The following is a 19,657-nucleotide window of genomic DNA, read 5'->3' on the forward strand; positions in this document are numbered from 1 at the left end:
GTGGGGTCCAACAAGCAGAGGCTCTTTATGTTCCCGCTATCGGAAGAGGCAGTCATTGGAAAAGCCGGGCATGCGAAGCCTTCGTCGCCGTCCATCGGACGCATCGATCATCGTTCGACACGTCTCTCTGCTAATCCATGAAAAGCCCTCGCATTGCTAAATGAACACGTGCGAGATCATCGCTCGCCATTGTGTGGCTACGACCGGATCTTTTGACCATCAAGGTAACCGTGCTCGTAGGCTTTGGCCAGTTCGCTATTGTCAGGATAAGGGTTCTTTCTATTCTCGGCTTCACATTTTCCCGCCTTGACTCCCTCTTCATACGCTTCCTTTTCACTTTCTGAAGCGGGAAGACGAGGCGATTGCTCGGGGTAATATTGTATCGGATTCGGCAGCCCAAGCGCGGGTGCGAAAAGCGAAGCTATGATTGGCTTTTGCGGGCACATGATGAATTCCTCCTGATATTGAAACGCCATTTGCGATGGACGAGTTCCCTGGAGCCGTCTCATCATTGGCGCGCTGCCATCCGCGCGATAGCGCCGGCCAACACAAGCCAAGGGCGCGTGGTCCGCCCATGGGGTGCATTCTTCCTTGACCGAGGTGCACCTTCGTTCCTAGGGATAAGATACAGTAATCAACCGACTTACGCTTTTACATGAACCTTCCGTTACATGCCGAGGGTTCGCGCGACGACTGCCTCATTGTCCCGACACATGGCCGCCACCATCGACGACATTCCTATTGTGAAACTTTTTGAATTTTAGTCCGTTGTCGTGCTTATGACCGACGCTAAATCCAATCCGAAATCGGTCGACGGCGCCAAGTCGCCTGGGCGTGAGAGGTCGCGCCGGGAGAAAGCTCCGACTATTGATGTCGAGCCACCAGCAAATATCATTGAATCCGATCCGGACATGACGCCCGAGGAGGCCGAACGGGCACGCAAAGGGTACTTGCTTGCACGTTTCTGGATCAGCGCGCGTGGCTACTGGAGTCGCCGCGGAGATGGCTTCGCGTGGCCGTGCACGATCGGACTACTTGCGCTGATCGGCCTGAACGTCTGCTTCCAGTATGGCATTAACATCTGGAACCGCGCGATTTTTGACGCCATTGAGCAACGCAACGCCCACACTGTTTATGTCCTGAGCGCGGTGTTTCTGCCGCTGGTGCTCGGAAGTGTCGCCCTTGTCACGGTACAAGTCTACATTCGCATGATGATCCAGAGACGATGGCGCTCCTGGCTGACGACCGGGCTCATCGCTCGCTGGGTCGCGAACGGCCGTTATTATCAGCTGAACCTGATCGGCGGCGAAGGCCACAAGAACCCCGAGGCGCGTCTCTCCGAGGATTTGCGCATCGCCACGGAGTCCCCGGTCGATTTCCTGGCCGGCGTCATTTCCGCGTTCTTGTCGGCATCGACCTTCATCGTCGTTCTGTGGACGATCGGCGGAGCCCTGACGTTCCAGATCGCTGGTTCAGTCATCACAATTCCCGGCTTTCTTGTCGTCACCGCGGTTCTCTATGCCGTGGTCACGTCCACCTCGATGGCAGTTATCGGCCGGCACTTCGTCGAGATTTCCGAGGTCAAGAACCAGGTGGAAGCGGAATTTCGCTATACGCTGACACATGTGCGCGAAAACGGCGAGAGCATCGCATTGCTCGGCGGCGAAGAGGAGGAGCGTAATGACCTCGAACGAACTTTTGGCAATGTGCTGAGGCAATGGGCGCGGTTGGCGCATCAATACATGCGCACGACGCTTATCTCGCAAGGGTCGATGCTGATCGCGCCCGTCGTGCCGGTCCTGCTTTGCGCACCGAAATTCCTCGAAGGCAGCATGACGCTCGGTCAAGTGATGCAGTCTGCCTCTGCCTTCGCCATCGTCCAGAGTGCGTTCGGATGGCTGGTGGACAACTATCCGCGGCTTGCCGACTGGAATGCCTCCGCACATCGCGTCGCATCGCTCATGACGTCACTCGACGGATTGGAGCGTGCCGAAAAGAGCGATTCCCTCGGACGCATCAAGCAGGGTGAAACAGAAGGCAAGGTGATGCTGTGCTTAAATAATCTTTCCGTGACGCTCGACGACGGCACCTCCGTGGTCAGGGAGACGGAGGTCGAGATCGAGCCGGGCGAACGCGTGTTGGTCGCCGGAGAATCCGGCACGGGAAAAAGCACGCTCGTACGGGCCATTTCCGGTCTTTGGCCTTGGGGTCATGGCAGCGTCAATTTTCATCCCGGTAGCCGATTGTTCATGCTGCCCCAGCGACCCTATATCCCATCGGGCACACTTCGCCGGTCCGTGGCCTATCCGCGAGCGGCCGAGGACTGGACGCTGGATGAGATCAAAGCGGCCCTTGAGAAGGTCGGGCTTGACTATCTCAACGACAGAATTGAGGAAGATGCGCCTTGGGACCAGACGCTCTCGGGCGGCGAGAAACAGAGGCTCGCATTCGCGCGTCTTCTGCTACACGATCCCGATATCATCGTCCTGGATGAGGCCACATCAGCGCTCGATGAAAAAAGCCAGGACAAGATGATGGAGATGGTGATCCGCGAACTGCCGAAGGTCACCATTATCAGCGTCGGGCACAGAGCCGAGCTGGAGGCCTTCCATAGCCGCAAGATCACCCTTGAGCGACGTGAGGGTGGCGCGATGCTTGTCAGCGACATTGATCTCGCCCAGCGCGGGAAAAGACGGAACCTGCTTTTGCGCCTCTTGGATGACCAAAGGCCCGCAGCAAGAGGCAACTTGGCTCACGGAAAGCAGCGCCGTTAGGATTGACTGACATTTGTCTCATCATCAGTCCGGTGGCACCGAGGGCAACACATGATCTTTCGTGTAGTCTGATAGAGCGCATGGCCGCTAGGAATATGGCTGTCATTACAAAGTCGGATCGAGCGCGTCGCGCTCGCCCATCACGCTTCAAATATTTGGATACCGCTTTCTTTAAGCGCGGCGAGGAACGCGGCTCTTGCTACCAGGGCCTCCACGTGACCTTGGTGCGCACTGATCAACGTTCGCTTCGCATTCTTGAAGGCGATCCCGTGCGACTTTGCGGGCCAGTTCCGCAGCAGGTAATAGGTGGCGGTCTCCGTGTTGGCGATCGTCAGGCGCTGACCGGGTTTGCGCGTCTCGACGGTGATTGGCTTGTTCCACAATTGTTGTGTCATGATTGTCCTCTTGCGGCGAAACGGCACCGCGATCCGAATGTTCCGCCGAGGTTGTCACCAAAGCCGCAAGCCAAAGCCACCCAAGCTCGAGCTTTCACCTGAGCGAACTCGGCGGAGCCTTTCCCCGCCACGTGGACCGTGATCATTCCGACCGAACGGTCGCTCTGACCGACAGGCAAATCCTTGGCTTCAAAGGCGGGCACCAAATCTAACATTCCTTCACCACTCACAGCGGCTATTTTTCCGCTCGTTGCAAGAGAACGCGCATTTCCTCGAAGCGTCGCTTGCGGTCCGCATCGCTCTCATTCGCAGTATAGCAAGTGGTTGATACGCAGAACTTAGCGAGATTATGGGGTTTGTCGGGCTTGTCGAATTCACATTCGAAGGTGTCGGTCATTTCCGCGGGAGATGTTCCCTGACGGGTGGAATAGGCCATGCGCACACCAGGCGGCTTCAGTTCCGGAAAGGATTGGATAGCGCCGATCGCGAGGCTATCCGACAGGAAGAAGTTCTTGGCTACGATCTTGCAGGTTGCCTCAAGATCGGCCGACTGCGCGAAAGCCGCTGCCGGCATCAGCGCGAGGCCAAATAGAATCAAAGGTTTGATCACGGTAAGCTCCTTCAGCGAGGTTTCCGCTGTTTCAGAACGCAAATAACAAAGAAGGGAATGCCGATCGCGTTGCAAAGTTCCTTTAAAGAGCCCGCTCGGAGTGATCAAAGTTGCGCCATGCCGACACAGTCCGACAAGGCTTACCCACCGCAAAAAATAGCTGCGGCATGTTGGAAGCTCACGGCCGAGCCTTCAGTCGGATGCCCGTGCGACTGAAGTCCAATGCCGGAACATGGAGGCCCGTCACCTTGTTCGTCCTATAGCGGCGGATAAACGCCGTTATGTACTCAACAGCGAGAAAAGAGAAAATCATGAAGACGACGAACAGACTTGCCGTTCTGATGACGGCGCTTTCAATCGGTGTTTCCTTCGCAGCCATCACACCCGCAAGCGCGCAGGATACCCAGGTCATCCCCAAAAGCGGCACGACGCGCGACAGCAAGCCATCGACCAGCGAGCAACAGCCACAGTCCGGAACATCCACCAAGGACTTGAAGGGAAATTCAGATAATTCTCCCGGCCAGGCACCGGCCCAATCCACTCAAGGCAATCAGGATTCGAAGTCGAATGGCAGTCAGAACAACAGCTCGACAAACACCGGAGCAACAGGCCAGACAGGAAGCCAATCCGGAGACCAAACTCAACAAGGCAATGGTACCAAGGCAGGAACCAACAACAAATCAGCATCTCCCCAGTCCCGAGGCACCAACAGCTCGAACGATGAGCAAGGGACTGGTCAAGGTGGTACAGACACCAACAAAGCGGGTTCCGCGGGAAGCTCCGGCAGCAATATGAAAGCCCCTAGCGGCACCAAGCAGGATCAACAGACGGACACGACCGGAGGTGAGACGGGAAGCAAAACCACGACAAAAACAAACACGCAGGGCGGCTCGCAAGTCCAGGTCTCCGTTGAGCAACAAACACAGATCCGGCAGGTGGTTAAAGAGGTCCATGTCACCCCCGTTCGCGAGACGGATTTCTCGGTATCGGTAGGCGCAACCATTCCCCGGAAGATCGAGCTGGAGCCGCTGCCGCCGCGCATCGTCCAGATCGTTCCGCAATATAAGGCGTATCGATTCTTCGTCCTAGCGGACGGACGGATCGTCATCGTCGATCCCTCGACATTCACGATCGTCTATATCATCGATGCCTAGTTCTGGATGTTTGCGGGCGCCAGAGTTTTCATGGCGTCCGCAAACATATGTCTTGCCCGATGCCGTCAGGCAGGCAAGGCAGAAGTTGCAGGAATTTCGATCCGGCCGCTCATTGCATCAACAGTGGGCGATTGAACGTGTCCGCGGGGCCAAGATCGAGAACGGTCTCGAGAACAGCAGCCGAGGAACCGGGTTTAGCTGCGTGATACATTGAAGCGCATGATGTTCGCAGCCTATACGGTCTGCTTAGGCCGCCAGCGCAACAAATAAGCTTCAAGCGCGGAGGCAAGGCGATTTAGTGTAAAGCCGACGAAGCCGAGCACCAGGACGCCGACCATGACGAGCGCCATGTCGAACCGCTCCCGACCGGCGATGACCAGGCCGCCGATGCCCGGACCGACGGCCAGGAAATATTCCGCGCCGACCGTTGCCAGCCAGGCATAGATCAAGCCGAGATGCACGCCGGTGGCGATCGACGGCATCGCCGCCGGAATATAGATCCGCAATGCCTTCTGCCGCGCATTGAACCTTAGCGCCGTTGCGACCTCAAGCAGTTCGGCCGGCGCCTCACGCATGCCATCATAGGTATTGAGAACGATAGGAATGAAGGCGGCGAGCGCGACGAAGACGATCTTCGCCTGTTCGCCAAAGCCGAACCAGACCGAGATCAGCGGTATCCAGGCCAGAAGGGAGATCTGCTTCAGTCCATTGAAGGTCGGCATGATCAGGCGGTCGGCAATCCGGGAGAGCGCCAGCAGGCTCGCAAAAGCGATGCCGAGCACGCATCCAATCAGGAAGCCGGCAATATTGCGCATCAGGCTGAAACCCAGTTCGCCGATAAGATCATTGTCGATCAGCTCACGCTTGGCCGTCCCGACGACATCCTCTAGCGACGGCAGAAAGCGCGCGTCCACGAGACCCGTCCGGCTTGAAACCTCCCAGGCCACGAGGAGGAGGATCGGCAACGTCATGCCGCGCCGGAAACGTACGAAACGGCTTGCTCTTGCCATTGTCAAAGCTCCCGCCGCTTCCACCGCTGGATCAGCAGTTCGGTGCGATCCAGCCCCTTGTCCATGACGAAGCCGACAAGTCCGATGGCAATCATCGCGACGATGACGGTATCGAGCCAGAACATCTGCCGCCCCCAGACCAACAGGTAGCCGAGCCCTTCGGACGAGGCGAGCAACTCGACACCGACAAGCGATGTCCAGGAATGGGTAAGGCCATAACGGATACCGGTGAATATCGAGGGAACGGCAGCCGGCAGCACGATCAAGCGCAGGGTTTGCCAGCGGCTGAAGCGAAGCGCTCTGCCGACCTCGAGATATTTCGGCGGGACGCCGCGGACCCCGGCGAGCGTGTTCATCGTCATCGGCACGATGGCGCCCTTGGCGATGATGATGATCTTCAAGCTCTCCTCGATGCCGACAAGCAGCATCAAAAGCGGGATCCATCCGAGCGTCGGGATCTGCGCGAAGGCGAGGAAGAGCGGCTTCACATAGTCCTCGACCCTTTCGGAAAGCCCCATGGCAATGCCGAGCAACAGGCCGAGCCCGGCGCCGATGGTAAAGCCAACGACGACACGGCCGAGACTGACCCCGGTGTGATAGAGAAGCTCGCCGCTCAGGATCATGTCGCGGCCGGTCTGGTAGACATAGGCTGGCGGCGGCAGGATCTGCTCCGGCAGCCAGCCCCTGGCGGAGGCAACCCACCAGAGGCCAAACAGGCCAAGCGGAAAGATCAGGCCTGTCACGAAAAGGACAAGGCGCTGGAGCCTTGCTGGCGATAGCGGCAAGCCGGCCCGACCGGTAGTCTCGACAACAGCGCTCACGCCAATCTCCTAGTCTTGATCGCGTCTCCGATCAGGAGGCGACCGGCTTTCCGTCGGCGCCATAGGGCTGCCAGAATTTCGTCAGCCCGAGCTTTTCCAGCGCATTGTTGAGATATTTCGGTTCGAACCAGCCGTTAAGGTCGACATCGCGCCGGATCAGGCCGTATTCCTTGCTCTTGATGGCCTGCTCCTTGTACTGCGAGACCAGGAGATCGTCGATCAGCGGCGAGTTGCGATAGGTGAGCGTATCGTTGCGGAAATATTCCTCCAGGATCGGAACGGGCGTGCCGGACTTGTGCCAGAGTTCGAAGAGGGCCGCACGGTTCTGCTCTTCCGACGACCACTGCGCCGCCTTGACGAACGCGTCGACGACACGCTGCGTGATCTGCGGATGGGCGTCGATGAAGGCCTCGCGGCCGATGATGCCGGCATTGCGCCCGAAACGCGGATCGTCACCCTTCGTCGTGTAGATGACATCGGCGCTGTCCTTCGCCGCGAGATTGATGAGCTGCGTGTCGCCAAAAGCCGCATCTATGTCCCTGCTGGTCAGGGCCGCGACCGTGCCGGCGGTATCCAGATTGACGACCTGGATGTCACGCTCGGTCAATCCGTGTGCCTGCAAGATCTTGATTGCGGAGAGGTGGCCGTTGGTACCGCGCTGCAGCGCGACCTTGCGGCCCTTCAGATCCTCGATCGTCTTGATGCCGGATCCCTTGGCGACAGCGAGATAAAGCGGCTTGCGTGCGCCGCTCGCCAGCAGAAACTTCGTCTTCAGGCCGGTTGCCCGCCCAATCAGCGCCGGAAGATCGCCCTGATAGGCGAAGTCGAGCTGGTCGTTGGCGAAGCCCTCGTTGACCGCTGGCCCGGCACCCTTGAAGAAAGTCCATTCGATCTTGACGTTCGGATCGTTGGCGAATTCCTTTTCCAGAAATTCGCCGGCGCGAGCCGTCGCAGCCGACGTTCCCTCGGCATAGGGTTTGTTGTCGACGCCGATCGCGGCGTAGCCAACGTGAATGACGAGGGGATCCTGCGCCCAGGCCGGGGCGGATAACAGGCTCAGGGCGACCGTCGCGCTGGCGACCAAGCGGGAAATAATGGACAGTTTCATCTGTTGCTCCGTGATTATTCTGCTGCGACGACGGCAGGCCGGGTTTCAACCGCCGGACTTGTGATGCTCGCTGGCGGGCGAGGCGTTGACGTCGTGGCGTTGAGGCTCTCAAGCACCCGATTGCGGATTTCGACCAGCATCGGGGAGGTGCGATCGCGTGGGCGCGCCAAGTCCACCGGAACGATGTCACGGATGCGACCCGGCCGGGGTGACATGACGACGACGCGATCGCCGAGATAGACGGCCTCCTCGACGTCGTGCGTCACCAGAACCATGGTGATGCGTTCCTTCGCCCAGATCGTCTGCAACTCGTCCTGCAGCCTTGCTTTGGTGATGGCGTCGAGCGCGCCAAAGGGTTCATCGAGAAATAGGACATTCGGGCGATTGACCAATCCCCGCGCGATGCCGGCGCGCTGCGCCATCCCACCGGAAAGCTGGTGCGGATAGGCCTTTGCGAAGCCGGAAAGCCCGACAAGTTCGAGGTGGGATTCGACGAGCCTGTTCTTCTCTGCCTTGGACAGCCCGGAATTCTCGAGCCCGAGCGCGATATTGCGGGCGACGGTCAACCAGGGGAAAAGCCGTGGCTCCTGAAAGACGATGCCGCGCTCAAGGCTCGGCTCCTTGACGGGCCGGCCTGCGTGACCAACGAATCCCGATGTCGGAAGATCAAGGCCGGCACCAAGGCGCAACAGCGTCGACTTTCCGCAGCCGCTCGCTCCGACGATCGTCACGAATTCACCCTCGGCGATATCGAGGCTGACATCGTCGAGCGCGGTCAAAATCTCACTGTTGACCTTGAACTGGCGGGTGACGTGGCTGATCTGGAGATGCAGGGAGTTGCCCATGGCCGACTACTCCGCGGCGACGGCATGCCGCGCCGGATGCAAAGGTACTCTCAATCCGAGGTTTTCGCGTAGTGTCGAACCTTCGTAATCGCCGCGGAAGAGGCCGCGGCGTCGCAGCTCCGGCAACACATGTTCGACGAAATCATAGAGACCGGTCGGCAGTTGCGGCGGCATGACGTTGAAGCCATCGGCAGCACCCGTCCTAAACCATTCTTCCATCTGATCGGCGATCTCGATCGGCGTTCCCACGATCTGCCAATGACCACGCGCGCCGGCGATACGGAGATAAAGTTCCCGGATCGTCAGGCTTTCGCGCCTGGCAAGATCGAGCAACAATTTCTGGCGGCTCTTGCTGCCATTGGTCTCAGGCAGATCCGGAACGGGGCCGTCGAGCGGATATTGGGAGAGATCGACACCGCTTGCCATGCCATTCAGCATTGAGAGGCCGACCACCGGATGGACGAGATCCTGAAGTTCGGCGAATTTTTGCTGCGCTTCCTCGCGCGTTCTGCCGACGACCGGGAAGATGCCCGGCATGATCTTGAGGTCATCTCGGTCCCGACCATATTTCGCGAGGCGACCCTTGATACCCGCGTAGAAGGCTCTCGCATCCTCGATGGTCTGATGGGCGGTAAAGACGACTTCCGCGGTGCGGGCGGCGAGCTCCCTTCCCGGCTCGGACGAGCCTGCCTGCACGAGCACTGGGTGGCCCTGCGGCGTGCGCGACACGTTCAGCGGCCCCCGCACCTTGAAGTGCTTACCCTTGTGATTGAGGATGTGCTGCTTCTCAGGCTCATAAAAGACGCCGCTCCGTTGATCGCGGGGGAATGCGTCTTCCTCCCAGGTGTCCCAGAGCCCAAGCACGACGTCGGCGAACTCCTCGGCGCGTTCGTAACGCTCCGCATGGGCATAATGCTCGTCCCTGCCGAAATTATGCGCTTCGTGATCGCTGGACGATGTCACGAGGTTCCAGCCGGCGCGGCCGCCGCTTATATGATCGAGAGAAGCGAATTTGCGGGCGATGTGATAGGGCTCGTTGAAGGAGGTCGAGGCGGTCGCCACGAAGCCGATATTCTTCGTCACCGCCGCGAGAGCGGAAAGCAGGGTGATCGGCTCGAACTGCGCGACATAACGCTGGGCCGTGCGATGGAGCGCCTCCGTATCGGATCCGCGCGTTCCCACACCGTCAGCCATGAAGATCAGATCGAACTTCGCAGCTTCGGCGACTTGCGCCAGCTCGACATAGTGGGCGAAATTCGAACCGGCGTCGGCCTGCGTCAGCGGATGCCGCCAGGCGGCAATGTGGTGCCCGGTCGGATAAAGAAAAGCCCCGAGCTTCAGTTGCCTTTGTCTGTCCGTCATCGTCTTCTCCATCATGGCTGCGGAAGAAGGCTAAACGTTAAAGATTACAATCTATAGAAATTATATTCTATTTACCGCCACCAGTTCGGATTCCTTCGTCACGCGACATGTCGAACCGACGGAGATCATTTCGCGGCGACACGTAACGGCTGGAAACTGCGGACGCCTAAGTTTTTTCGATAAGCGGGGAGAAGAATTTCTTCCCAACGGATCAAATAGATATTGCTGGACTTGGGCCCGCAATCACCGAACCCTTCAGGCCTCAAAGCGGCGATGCGCCGTTCAAATCCATAGGCGTGAAGCAGACATGTCTTTCCCATCACACACATCCGATCCCCTTGTCGCAAAAGCCGTCGAGCTCCGGCGGGCATTCGACCGGGACGCGGTCGAGCGCGACAAATTGGGTGGCAGGCCGACCGAACAGATCCGCCTGCTGAAGGAGAGCGGATTGCCTTCGGCGCAGATTCCGACCCGATATGGCGGTCGCGGCGCTTCCTGGCTCTCCATCTTGCGGATCGTGCGTGAATTCGCGCGTACCGACGGCTCGCTGGCGCATCTCTTCGGCTACCACCACCTCCCCTTGAGCCTCGTGCTCTTTCGGGGGTCGGACGTGCAGCGGGAGCGCCTGCTCAGGGCATCCGCCGCCGGCAATTTCGTCTGGGGCAATTCCGGCAACGCCATGTCGAAAACCTCGTCCGGAAGGCGGATCGGCCGCGGCTGGCTGGTCAACGGCAAGCGCCCGTTTTCCTCCGGCTCGCACATATCAGACTATATTCAAATCTCCTTCGAAAATGCCGAGGGCGAGCGCCTGACCGCAGTCGTTCCCGCCAATCGAAACGGCATTGTCATCGAGGACGATTGGGATGGCATCGGCCAGCGCCAGACCGGCAGCGGCACGGTCAGCTTTCACGACCTCGAGATTGGGGATGACGAACTCATCAGTTCCCCGGCGGTCCCGCTGACACCCTATACGTCGCTGACCTCCCTGCTGCAGCAAAGCGTGCTGCTCAACGTCTTCGTCGGCAGCACCCAGGGCGCACTGGAAGAAGGCCGGGCTTACACGACGACATCGTCTCGGCCATGGATCTATTCCGGCGTCGACAAACACACCGACGACCCCTGGATCAAGCGGCAATATGGCGATCTCTACATCCGCACGCTCGCTGCCATCGAGCTCGCCGACAAGGCGGCGCTGAGCCTTGATAAGGCCTTTAACCAGGGACCGGGCCTGACGCATGAAGATCGTGGCGCCGCCGCCATCGATATAGCCACGGCCAATGTCTATGCCGGCGAAGTCGGGCTTGCCGTCTCCAGCGAGATCTTCGAGGTCATGGGCGCGCGATCGGCAACGACGGCAAACGGTTTCGACCGCTTCTGGCGCAACGTGCGGACCCATACGCTGCACAATCCCGCCGAGTACAAGAAGCGCACGCTTGGCACATGGCTGCTGACGGGCGAGTTCCCCGTTCCGGCGATGTATCGCTGAAAGGACATTCCATGGCTAGACGCAAGGATCAGATCAAGCTCGGCGCCTTCCTGCTCTTCACCGGCCACCATGTCGCCGCCTGGCGGCATCCGGAAGCATCGGTGGGTACCGAGTTCGAGAACTATCTCGAGCTCGCCAAGCTCGCCGAAGCCGCTAAGTTCGACACCATCTTCTTTGCCGACGGTGTTGCCGCTCGTCTGAGGGACCTGGATGCGGCAAGCCGGAAGGCGCATAGCGGCATCTATCCGTTCGAACCGATCACGCTGCTCTCGGCGCTTGCCAGCGTCACCCGCAATATCGGCCTGATCGCAACCGCCTCAACAAGTTTTTCCGATCCCTTCAACCTCGCGCGCCAGTTCGGTTCACTCGACCGCCTAAGCGGCGGCCGCGCCGGCTGGAACCTCGTGACCTCCTCCGATCCGGACGCCGCCTTGAACTTCGGCCATGACGCGCAGGTTCTGCATGCCGACCGCTACGACCGAGCCGAAGAATTCGCCGATGTCGTGCTGGGCCTCTGGGACAGCTTCGAGGACGATGCCTTCATCCGCGATCGTGAGAGCGGCCGGTATTTCGATCCCGGCAAACTGCATAGGCTCGACCATAAGGGGCGCCACTTCAAGGTGCGCGGGCCGCTGAACATTCCACGTTCGCCGCAGGGGCGGCCGGTTGTCGTGCAGGCCGGAGCCTCCGAGCCCGGCAAGGAACTGGCCGCGCGCACCGCCGAGGCGATCTTCGCCGCGCAGATCACGCTTGGCGAAGCAAAAGCCTTCTATGCCGACGTCAAGGGCCGGCTCGGCAAATATGGCCGTTCGCCCGACGACTTGAAGATCCTGCCGGGAATCTTTCCTGTCGTCGGGCGAAGCGAAGCGGAAGCCGAAGACAAATTCCAGGCCCTGCAGAACCTCATCCAACCGGAAGTCGGTCTTAATCTCCTCTCGCAATTGACCGGCGTCGACTTGAGTTCCTATCCGCTTGACGGTCCCGTGCCCCCCGAGCCGCCTGTCACCAATGCCGGCAAGAGCCGCCAGGAACTGGTGCTCGATCTCGCGCGCCGCGAAAACCTGACCATCCGCCAGCTCTACCTGCGCATTGCGGGCGCACGCGGCCATTGGCAGGTTGTTGGGACGCCCGCACAGATCGCCGATGTCATGGAAGAACGCTTCGAAAACTTTGGCGCCGACGGCTTCAACATCATGGCGCCCATCATGCCCGGAGGCCTTGCCGATTTCATCACGCTTGTCGTGCCGGAACTGCGCCGCCGCGGCCTGTTCCGCAGCGACTATGAAGGCGCGACGCTGCGCGAAAATCTCGGGCTCAAGCGTCCGGCCAATCGTTTTTCCGCAGGCAATGCGGTCGCGGCGGAATAGGAGAAGATCAAGTGGCTCGTGACAAATTGTTCCTCATTTCCCCCGGCTTTGCCGATCCGAAACATCCAGGCGTCAGCTTCGTCTGCCCCTATTGCAACGCGATCGAGGGACTGCTCGCCTCATTCCCGGATCTTGCTTCGGCGATCGATGTCGAAAGGGTCGCGTTCCCGCGACCACGGCAAAAGGTGATCGAGGTTGCCGGCGAGGAAAACCAGTCGCTGCCGCTTCTCATTCTCGCGGAGAACCCGCCTGATGACGCCAGCGACTGGAACGGAACGCGCTTCATCAATTCGACCAATCGCATCCTCGAGCTGTTTGCCGAACGGCACGGCTTTCCGCGCCTACATTAGAACGAGGCCGTCATGACCATGAAACCAGATGGCTTCGAGCCACCCTATCCTCCACCCTCCCTTTTCGAGGCGGATCAATCGAATCCCCATCTCGCCAAAGCCGTGGAGCTTCGAGATATATTTGCCCTCGATGCCATCGAGAGAGATCAATCTGGCGGCAGGCCCGCCGAGCAGATCAGGCTCCTGAAGGAGAGCGGCCTCGTCAATCTGGTCATCCCGAAGGAATTCGGCGGTGCCGGCGAACCCTACTCCACCGCCATGCGCATCGTGCGTGAATTCGCCAAGGTGGACGGTTCGCTCGGTCATCTCTATGGCTATCATTTCAGCCCGCTGCAAAACGCCGTTACCACGCTCCGCGATGAGCGATCCCAAGACATCCTGCGCCGCTCCGCGACCGGTCGCTGGTTCTGGGGCAACACGACGAACAGTTTCTCGAAAAGTCTGTTCGGTCGAAAGAAAGGGGAAAAGGTCATCCTCAACGGCTTCAGGCCGTTCGCCTCGGGTTCGCATGTCGCCGACTATCTGATGGTCGCCTGGGAAGACGAGAACACCAACAAGCGGAGCTTTGCCTATATACCGGCCGACCGCAACGGCATCACCATCACGGACGATTGGGACGGGATCGGCCAGCGGCAGACCGGGAGCGGCCGTGTTCTCTACAAGGATGTCGAGATCAGCGACGAAGAGATCCTGCCGGAGCGCCCGCAGGATCCGATCGCCCTATTGGCACCATTGCAGCAGCAGAGCGTGCTTCTCAACGTGTTTGTCGGCTCCGCACAGGGAGCATTGGCAGCGGCGCGCGACTATACCGTCACGAAATCGCGGCCTTGGATCTATTCCGGTGTCGAGCGCCATTCCGACGATCCATGGATCAAGAGGCAATATGGCGAGCTGTGGATCAAGGTACAGGCGGCAACGGCGGTTGCCGACCGGGCTTTGGCGGCCGTTGATGCCGTTTATGCGAAGGGACACGATTTGACGGCGAAGGAGCGCGGTGAAGCGGCGATCGCGGTCGCCTCCGCCAATGTGCTTGCCGGACGCGTCGCGCTGGAGGTGACGAGCGAGATCTTCGAGGTCATGGGTGCACGATCCGCCGTCAGGCCACTCGGTTTTGATCGCTTCTGGCGCAACGTGCGCATCCACACGCTTCACAACCCCGCCGAATACAAGACCCGCAATGTCGGGACCTGGTTCCTCGATGGCGAGTTTCCCGAACCGGGGATATTCCAGTGAGCAGAAAACGCGAACTTCATCTCAACATCAACATATTGCACTCAGGATTTTCGCCGGCGGCGTGGCGTATGCAGGGAAGTGATCCGCGGGCGTCCTTCGATATCAATCACTATATCAATGTCGCTCGAATCGCCGAACGCGGTACCTTTGATGCGATCTTCCTTGCCGATCAGGCAGCCATTTCCGATCGCGTCGATTTCCGCCCGCTGACGTCTCTCGAGCCGACCATCGTGCTGGCCTCGGTGGCGGCCCATACCGAGCATATCGGCCTGATCGCCACCGCATCGACCACCTATAACGAGCCCTACAATATCGCTCGCCGCTTCGCGACCCTCGATCACGCCAGCGGCGGCCGCGTCGGCTGGAACATCGTCACCAGCGCCGATCTCTCGCAAAGCCGGAATTTCGGCCTGGAAAAGCCGGTCGCGCATCACGGCCGCTATGAGCGCGCCGAGGAATTTGCATCGGTCGTCAAGGCCCTATGGGACAGCTGGGAGGAAGATGCCTTCATCGGCGATGTCGAAAGCGGCCGGTTCGTCGATACCAACAAGGTCCATGCGATCGCACATCGCGGCAAGCATTTTTCCGTTCATGGCCCGCACAACGTCCCACGCCCGCCGCAAGGACATCCCGTCATCGTGCAGGCCGGCGGCTCGGATGATGGGCGGGGGTTGGCAGCGAGGCACGCTGAAGCGGTGTTCTCAGCCTCGCAATCCCTGGAGGAGTCGCTCGATTACGCGCGCGACCTCCGAACAAGGGCCGCCCGCCATGGCCGCGCGCCCGACAGCCTGCTGGTGCTCGCCGGCCTCGCCACCATCATCGGCAGCACGGAGGCGGAGGCCAGGCGACGGCAAGAGGAGCTGCGCGACCTCATTCCGCTGGAATACAGCCTTGCGCGCCTGTCCGGCGTCCTGCAGGTCGATCCAGGCAAGCTGAAACTCGATGAGCCCCTGCCCGACGATATTCCCTTGCCGGCTGACGGCGGGCATACCTTTTTCCGGGCAACGCTTGCTCTTGCCCAGCGCGAGAAATTGACCGTACGCGGCCTCATCCGCGCCTTGAATGGCGGGACCGGACACCGCACCATTGTCGGCACGCCCTACGCGATTGCCGATGATATCGAAAAATGGTTCGAGGCGGGCGCGGCCGATGGCTTCAACCTGATGCCCGATGTGCTGCCGCATGGTCTGGAGGTCTTCGTGGACGAGGTGGTGCCCATCCTGCGCCGCCGCGGCCTGTTCAGGAAAGTATATACGGGGCATACCCTACGGGACCATCTCGGCCTTTCCCGGCCGGCCAACCCCTATGCCGTTGCCGCCGAATAAAGGAGAAACAGCATGACATCAGCAACGACGGCGAAACTTCCCGACGATGATCGGCTCGCCTCTCTCGTCGGCGAGCGCTATCGCAACAGCCATCATATCGGCGCCGACTGGAATGAGACGATCGAGACGTTGCTGTCCCACCGTAGCGTGCGCGACTATCTGCCAAAGCCGGTTCCGGATGACATTCTCCACCTCGCGGTCGCCGCGGCCCAATCGGCGCCGAGCTCGTCCAACCTGCAGGCCTGGAGCGTCATTGCCGTCAGGGACGATACGCGCAAGGAAAAGCTGAATGCCGTTGCCGGAACACAGAGGCAGATCACGCAGGCGCCGCTCTTGCTGATCTGGCTCGCGGATCTTTCGAGGCCACGCCGCATCGCGGCGGACCAGGGTTCAGCCGCCGATGGCCTCGACTATGTCGAAAGCTTCCTGCTCGGTGTCATCGACGCGGCGCTCGCGGCGCAAAATGCCGTCGTCTCCCTGGAATCGCAGGGTCTCGGCACCTGCTATATCGGCGCCATCCGCAACGACCCGGAGACCGTGGCGCGTGAGCTGGAATTGCCGGAGGGTGTCTTTCCAGTTTTCGGCCTGACGGTCGGCTATCCCGACCCGGCCATACGGGCCGCCGTCAAGCCGCGGCTACCGCAAACGAGCGTGCTCCATAGCGAACGCTACGATCACCGCCGGCGGTCGGAGGACCTACGACATTACAACACGGTCCTGCAGGACTTTCAGACCGAACAGCGCATGCCGCGCATTGAGTGGACGGTGCAAGTGAAAAACAGGATCGGATCCGTCGAAGCCCTGAAGGGACGACACCTTCTCGGCGTGGCGGCTCGCCGCCTCGGCTTCAGACTGAAATAATCGGCCGGCTATTCGGCGGCGGCAATGTCGAGCCCGCGCAATATATCGCGCGACAGGATGTCGCCGATCGTCCGCACGACCTTGGCCTCTGCCCGCAGCCAGTTGCGGAACAGTTCGACGCGCATCAGGCGCTCCTTGGCCGGCGTCGTGACGAAGAAATAGGAAAAGCTCACGGCTTGCGAACCGCCGAAGGGCGTCACCAGACGTCCCGCCTTCAGCTCGGCCTCCGCCAGGCGGATTTTCCCAAGACCAAGTCCTTGCCCCGCCAACGCGGCATCTATGACGAGAGATGATTGACTGAGGCGGAAGCCGCCCTGTGGCAAACGCAGGGATAGTCCTTCGGCACGCAGCCAGCCATTCCAATCCGGGCAGGAATGATCATGCTCCGCGCCATCCTCGTGCAAGAGAGGCACCCCTTCGATCGCCCGCGGGCCGTTCCACAGCCAATGCCGCTCGGCGAATTCAGGGCTGCAGATCGGCACGACGGCCTCGGAGAAAAGGTGATCGACGACAAGGCCGGGATAAACGCCGCTGCCATAACGGATGGCGCAATCCGTGTCGCCTTTATTCAAATCGGTCAAATGCGTCGAGGCATCGACCAGAATCTCCAGGCCAGGGGCTGCTTGCCTCAGACCATCCAGTCTCGGGATCAGCCATTTGCTGGCAAAGGACGGCGCGACCGATACGCGGATCGGAAGATCGTGATCGCTGGCGATGAATTGCGTCATCGTCGCCAGAACCACGTCGAACGCATTTGTCAGTCCCGGTACAAGTGCCATGCCGGCAGCCGTCAACTGGAGTTGACCGCGGACCCTGTGAAACAGCGACTGCCCCAGATAGTCCTCCAGAAGCCGGATCTGTTGGCCGACGGCCGCCGAGGTGACGTGCAATTCCTCGGCGGCGCCAAGGAAACTCAGGTGCCGCGCTGTCGCCACGAAGGCGCGCAACGAAGTCAATGGCGGCAACCGCGCCAAGGTCGGCTGGATGGGTTTTCTCCGAGTGTCGGCAATCGTGTTCATTAGCCGATTGCAGCACAATCGGCCATCTCAAGACGAGAACGCGCTTTGCGTTTACCGGTGAGCGGATGGATATTTTCTTCCATGCCCAGACGGCGTGGGGGAAGCAAAAACTAAAAATGCGAAATAGTCTATATTTTTAATGGACAAAAGATTTGACCGGCCCGTTTCAGGCGATCCGGCGAAGCTTTTCTTTCGCGGGCGATCAGAAAAACATTCTTCCGTTTTACCCGCCCGGCGCCCGAAGATGCGCCGATCGCGGACATCTCCGCCAGCGGTTCACCGAAGGACCGATCCGTTCAACCGGCAAGGAAAGCGAATGACCATCAACCGCCGCCGTTTCAACCAATTGCTTCTGCTGTCGACCGCAGCAACCCTTCTGCCAACCGCCGCGATGCGCGCGGCCGAAACACCGCCGCGCGGCGGCACGCTTAATTTCATCGTCGAACCCGAACCGCCTACCATCCTGGCGCTCGCCCATACCGCTGGCGGCACGCAGAAGATCAGTCCGAAGATCACCGAGGGGCTGCTTACCTATGATTTCGGTCTCGTGGCGAAGCCGCAGCTTGCGACCGAATGGTCGGTGGCCTCAGATGGCCTCACCTATACGTTCAAGCTTAGACCCAACGTCAAATGGCACGACGGCAAGCCATTCACCTCGGCCGATGTCGCCTATTCGATCGAGCTCCTGAAACAGGTTCATCCGCGTGGACGAGGCACGTTCGCCAACGTCATCGCGGTCGACACGCCAGACCCCCTGACGGCGATATTCCGTCTCTCCAAGCCAGCGCCTTACCTTTTGAAAGCGCTCTACGCGGCCGAATCTCCGATCGTGCCGAAACACATCTACGAAGGCGTCAAGATCGCCGATGTTCCGACCAATCCGAACGGTAGCGCCCCTATCGGCACCGGTCCCTTTGTTTTCCGGGAGTGGGTGCGCGGCTCGCATATCATCCTTGAGCGCAATCCCGATTATTGGGATGCCGGCAAACCCTATCTCGACCAGGTTGTGGTTCGCTTCGTGCCTGATGGCGCCGCCCGCGCGGCGGGCTTCGAGACCGGAGAGTTCGATCTCGGTGGCGACAATCCCATTCCGCTTGCCGATCTCGAGCGCATCAAGGCGCTGCCGAATATCGGCATCGATTCCCGCGGCTACGAGACGAAGGGCGACCAGACGCAGCTCATCCTCAACCTCGATAATGAATACCTGAAGGATGTCCGCGTGCGTCGCGCGATCGCGCATGCCATCGACCTCAACGTCATCCTCAATACGGTCTGGTATGGCTATGGCCACGTCTCGCCAACGCCTATCAGCACCTTCCTGCCGCAATATCTCAATGCCGCGATCAAGCCCCATGCCTTCGATCTCAAGGCGGCGGAGCAATTGCTGGACGAGGCCGGCTATAAGCGAAACGGCGGCGGCACTCGGTTTGCGCTTCGCCTGACGCACAATTCCTACAATGAAGGCTTCAAACGCGTCGCCGAATATCTGAAGCAGAACCTCGCTCGCATAGGTATCGACGCGAGGATCGATTCCTACGACTTCTCGACCTATATCCAGAAGGTCTATACCGAGCGCGCCTTCGACCTCACGGCGGAATATCTCGGCAACCAGTTCGATCCGACGCTCGGCGTGCAGCGCATCTACTGGTCGAAGAACTTCAAGCTCGGATTGCCTTTCTCCAACGCCAGCCACTATCAAAATCCGGAGGTCGACAGGTTGCTCGAGACAGCTTCGATCGAAGTCGACGAGGCAAAGCGCAAGCAGGAATTCAACGACTTCCAGAAGATCATCGCCGATGAGCTGCCCGTCATCAATCTGATCTCGCTCGAAAACGTCACGGTCTTCAATAAGCGCGTCAAAAACCACACGATCGGCGCGGAAGGCGTGCAATCGAATTTCGCCGATGTCTATATCAAGGAGGGCGAAGGCTGACACT

At 59.9% G+C, this 19,657-nt stretch carries 18 protein-coding genes; 9 read left to right on the forward strand and 9 right to left on the reverse strand.

Annotated elements, in window-relative coordinates; genetic code table 11:
* Positions 1-197: 197 nt before the first annotated feature.
* Positions 198-446, reverse strand: coding sequence for a hypothetical protein (locus AC13RC_RS09545; protein ID WP_113331860.1), 249 nt, complete (start codon positions 444-446; stop codon positions 198-200).
* Positions 447-779: 333 nt separating this feature from the next.
* Here AC13RC_RS09545 and AC13RC_RS09550 point away from each other — a divergent pair, with 333 nt between their 5' ends.
* A complete protein-coding gene (locus AC13RC_RS09550; protein ID WP_488556987.1) occupies positions 780-2,774 on the forward strand; it encodes an ABC transporter ATP-binding protein/permease in 1,995 nt (664 codons plus the stop codon).
* A 140-nt stretch (positions 2,775-2,914) separates the two neighbouring features.
* Here AC13RC_RS09550 and AC13RC_RS09555 read toward each other — a convergent pair whose 3' ends face one another.
* Positions 2,915-3,169: a DUF982 domain-containing protein gene (locus tag AC13RC_RS09555; RefSeq protein WP_113353456.1), complete on the reverse strand. Its 255-nt coding sequence runs from the start codon at positions 3,167-3,169 to the stop codon at positions 2,915-2,917.
* A 235-nt stretch (positions 3,170-3,404) separates the two neighbouring features.
* Positions 3,405-3,779, reverse strand: coding sequence for a hypothetical protein (locus AC13RC_RS09560; RefSeq protein WP_112721678.1), 375 nt, complete (start codon positions 3,777-3,779; stop codon positions 3,405-3,407).
* A gap of 311 nt (positions 3,780-4,090) precedes the next feature.
* Between AC13RC_RS09560 and AC13RC_RS09565 the strand changes: the two genes are divergently transcribed.
* Positions 4,091-4,933, forward strand: coding sequence for a DUF1236 domain-containing protein (locus tag AC13RC_RS09565; protein ID WP_488556988.1), 843 nt, complete (start codon positions 4,091-4,093; stop codon positions 4,931-4,933).
* Positions 4,934-5,166: 233 nt separating this feature from the next.
* Here AC13RC_RS09565 and AC13RC_RS09570 read toward each other — a convergent pair whose 3' ends face one another.
* From AC13RC_RS09570 to AC13RC_RS09590, 5 genes are read right to left on the reverse strand one after another with little or no spacing between them, the layout of a single operon-like run.
* A complete protein-coding gene (locus AC13RC_RS09570) occupies positions 5,167-5,943 on the reverse strand; it encodes an ABC transporter permease (RefSeq protein WP_113353459.1) in 777 nt (258 codons plus the stop codon).
* A gap of 2 nt (positions 5,944-5,945) precedes the next feature.
* On the reverse strand, positions 5,946-6,764 hold the full coding sequence (locus AC13RC_RS09575; protein ID WP_269245436.1) for an ABC transporter permease: 819 nt from the start codon (positions 6,762-6,764) through the stop codon (positions 5,946-5,948).
* A gap of 31 nt (positions 6,765-6,795) precedes the next feature.
* The gene (locus AC13RC_RS09580; RefSeq protein WP_183809947.1) at positions 6,796-7,872 is read right to left on the reverse strand and encodes an ABC transporter substrate-binding protein; all 1,077 of its coding nucleotides are present in this window, start codon (positions 7,870-7,872) and stop codon (positions 6,796-6,798) included.
* Positions 7,873-7,886: 14 nt separating this feature from the next.
* Positions 7,887-8,717, reverse strand: coding sequence for an ABC transporter ATP-binding protein (locus tag AC13RC_RS09585; RefSeq protein WP_488556989.1), 831 nt, complete (start codon positions 8,715-8,717; stop codon positions 7,887-7,889).
* Positions 8,718-8,723: 6 nt separating this feature from the next.
* A complete protein-coding gene (locus tag AC13RC_RS09590; protein ID WP_488556990.1) occupies positions 8,724-10,079 on the reverse strand; it encodes an LLM class flavin-dependent oxidoreductase in 1,356 nt (451 codons plus the stop codon).
* Between the two features lie 307 nt (positions 10,080-10,386).
* Here AC13RC_RS09590 and AC13RC_RS09595 point away from each other — a divergent pair, with 307 nt between their 5' ends.
* Genes AC13RC_RS09595 through AC13RC_RS09620 form a run of 6 tightly spaced genes read left to right on the forward strand, consistent with a single transcriptional unit; the run spans position 10,387 to position 16,701 of the window.
* Complete coding sequence (locus AC13RC_RS09595) at positions 10,387-11,565, forward strand: acyl-CoA dehydrogenase family protein (RefSeq protein ID WP_488556991.1); 1,179 nt, start codon at positions 10,387-10,389, stop codon at positions 11,563-11,565.
* Positions 11,566-11,576: 11 nt separating this feature from the next.
* The gene (locus AC13RC_RS09600; protein ID WP_488556992.1) at positions 11,577-12,932 is read left to right on the forward strand and encodes an LLM class flavin-dependent oxidoreductase; all 1,356 of its coding nucleotides are present in this window, start codon (positions 11,577-11,579) and stop codon (positions 12,930-12,932) included.
* Between the two features lie 11 nt (positions 12,933-12,943).
* A complete protein-coding gene (locus AC13RC_RS09605; RefSeq protein WP_488556993.1) occupies positions 12,944-13,282 on the forward strand; it encodes a DUF3088 domain-containing protein in 339 nt (112 codons plus the stop codon).
* 12 nt (positions 13,283-13,294) lie between these two features.
* Positions 13,295-14,515 carry an acyl-CoA dehydrogenase family protein gene (locus AC13RC_RS09610; protein ID WP_488556994.1) on the forward strand — a complete coding sequence of 407 codons (1,221 nt, stop codon included), beginning with the start codon at positions 13,295-13,297 and terminating at the stop codon, positions 14,513-14,515.
* Positions 14,512-15,840, forward strand: coding sequence for an LLM class flavin-dependent oxidoreductase (locus tag AC13RC_RS09615; RefSeq protein ID WP_113395171.1), 1,329 nt, complete (start codon positions 14,512-14,514; stop codon positions 15,838-15,840). Before AC13RC_RS09610 ends, AC13RC_RS09615 begins: the two co-directional genes overlap by 4 nt.
* A 12-nt stretch (positions 15,841-15,852) precedes the next feature.
* Complete coding sequence (locus AC13RC_RS09620) at positions 15,853-16,701, forward strand: NADPH-dependent oxidoreductase (RefSeq protein WP_113395172.1); 849 nt, start codon at positions 15,853-15,855, stop codon at positions 16,699-16,701.
* Positions 16,702-16,709: 8 nt separating this feature from the next.
* On the opposite strand, the gene AC13RC_RS09625 is transcribed toward AC13RC_RS09620, so the two are convergent.
* A complete protein-coding gene (locus AC13RC_RS09625) occupies positions 16,710-17,720 on the reverse strand; it encodes a LysR substrate-binding domain-containing protein (protein WP_152095086.1) in 1,011 nt (336 codons plus the stop codon).
* Between the two features lie 316 nt (positions 17,721-18,036).
* On the opposite strand from AC13RC_RS09625, the gene AC13RC_RS09630 reads away from it, so the two are divergent.
* Positions 18,037-19,653, forward strand: coding sequence for an ABC transporter substrate-binding protein (locus AC13RC_RS09630; RefSeq protein WP_152095085.1), 1,617 nt, complete (start codon positions 18,037-18,039; stop codon positions 19,651-19,653).
* Positions 19,654-19,657: the final 4 nt, after the last annotated feature.

This window comes from Martinezella sp. CNPSo 3890 (assembly GCF_057784455.1).

Bases quoted from the DNA above. Each gene is read 5' to 3' on its own strand.
- AC13RC_RS09625 (WP_152095086.1), bottom strand. From the start codon at position 17,720: ATGAACACGATTGCCGACACTCGGAGAAAACCCATCCAGCCGACCTTG.
- AC13RC_RS09590 (WP_488556990.1), bottom strand. From the start codon at position 10,079: ATGACGGACAGACAAAGGCAACTGAAGCTCGGGGCTTTTCTTTATCCG.
- AC13RC_RS09585 (WP_488556989.1), bottom strand. From the start codon at position 8,717: ATGGGCAACTCCCTGCATCTCCAGATCAGCCACGTCACCCGCCAGTTC.
- AC13RC_RS09600 (WP_488556992.1), top strand. From the start codon at position 11,577: ATGGCTAGACGCAAGGATCAGATCAAGCTCGGCGCCTTCCTGCTCTTC.
- AC13RC_RS09570 (WP_113353459.1), bottom strand. From the start codon at position 5,943: ATGGCAAGAGCAAGCCGTTTCGTACGTTTCCGGCGCGGCATGACGTTG.
- AC13RC_RS09595 (WP_488556991.1), top strand. From the start codon at position 10,387: ATGTCTTTCCCATCACACACATCCGATCCCCTTGTCGCAAAAGCCGTC.
- AC13RC_RS09610 (WP_488556994.1), top strand. From the start codon at position 13,295: ATGACCATGAAACCAGATGGCTTCGAGCCACCCTATCCTCCACCCTCC.
- AC13RC_RS09630 (WP_152095085.1), top strand. From the start codon at position 18,037: ATGACCATCAACCGCCGCCGTTTCAACCAATTGCTTCTGCTGTCGACC.
- AC13RC_RS09545 (WP_113331860.1), bottom strand. From the start codon at position 446: ATGTGCCCGCAAAAGCCAATCATAGCTTCGCTTTTCGCACCCGCGCTT.
- AC13RC_RS09555 (WP_113353456.1), bottom strand. From the start codon at position 3,169: ATGACACAACAATTGTGGAACAAGCCAATCACCGTCGAGACGCGCAAA.
- AC13RC_RS09565 (WP_488556988.1), top strand. From the start codon at position 4,091: ATGAAGACGACGAACAGACTTGCCGTTCTGATGACGGCGCTTTCAATC.
- AC13RC_RS09550 (WP_488556987.1), top strand. From the start codon at position 780: ATGACCGACGCTAAATCCAATCCGAAATCGGTCGACGGCGCCAAGTCG.
- AC13RC_RS09580 (WP_183809947.1), bottom strand. From the start codon at position 7,872: ATGAAACTGTCCATTATTTCCCGCTTGGTCGCCAGCGCGACGGTCGCC.
- AC13RC_RS09620 (WP_113395172.1), top strand. From the start codon at position 15,853: ATGACATCAGCAACGACGGCGAAACTTCCCGACGATGATCGGCTCGCC.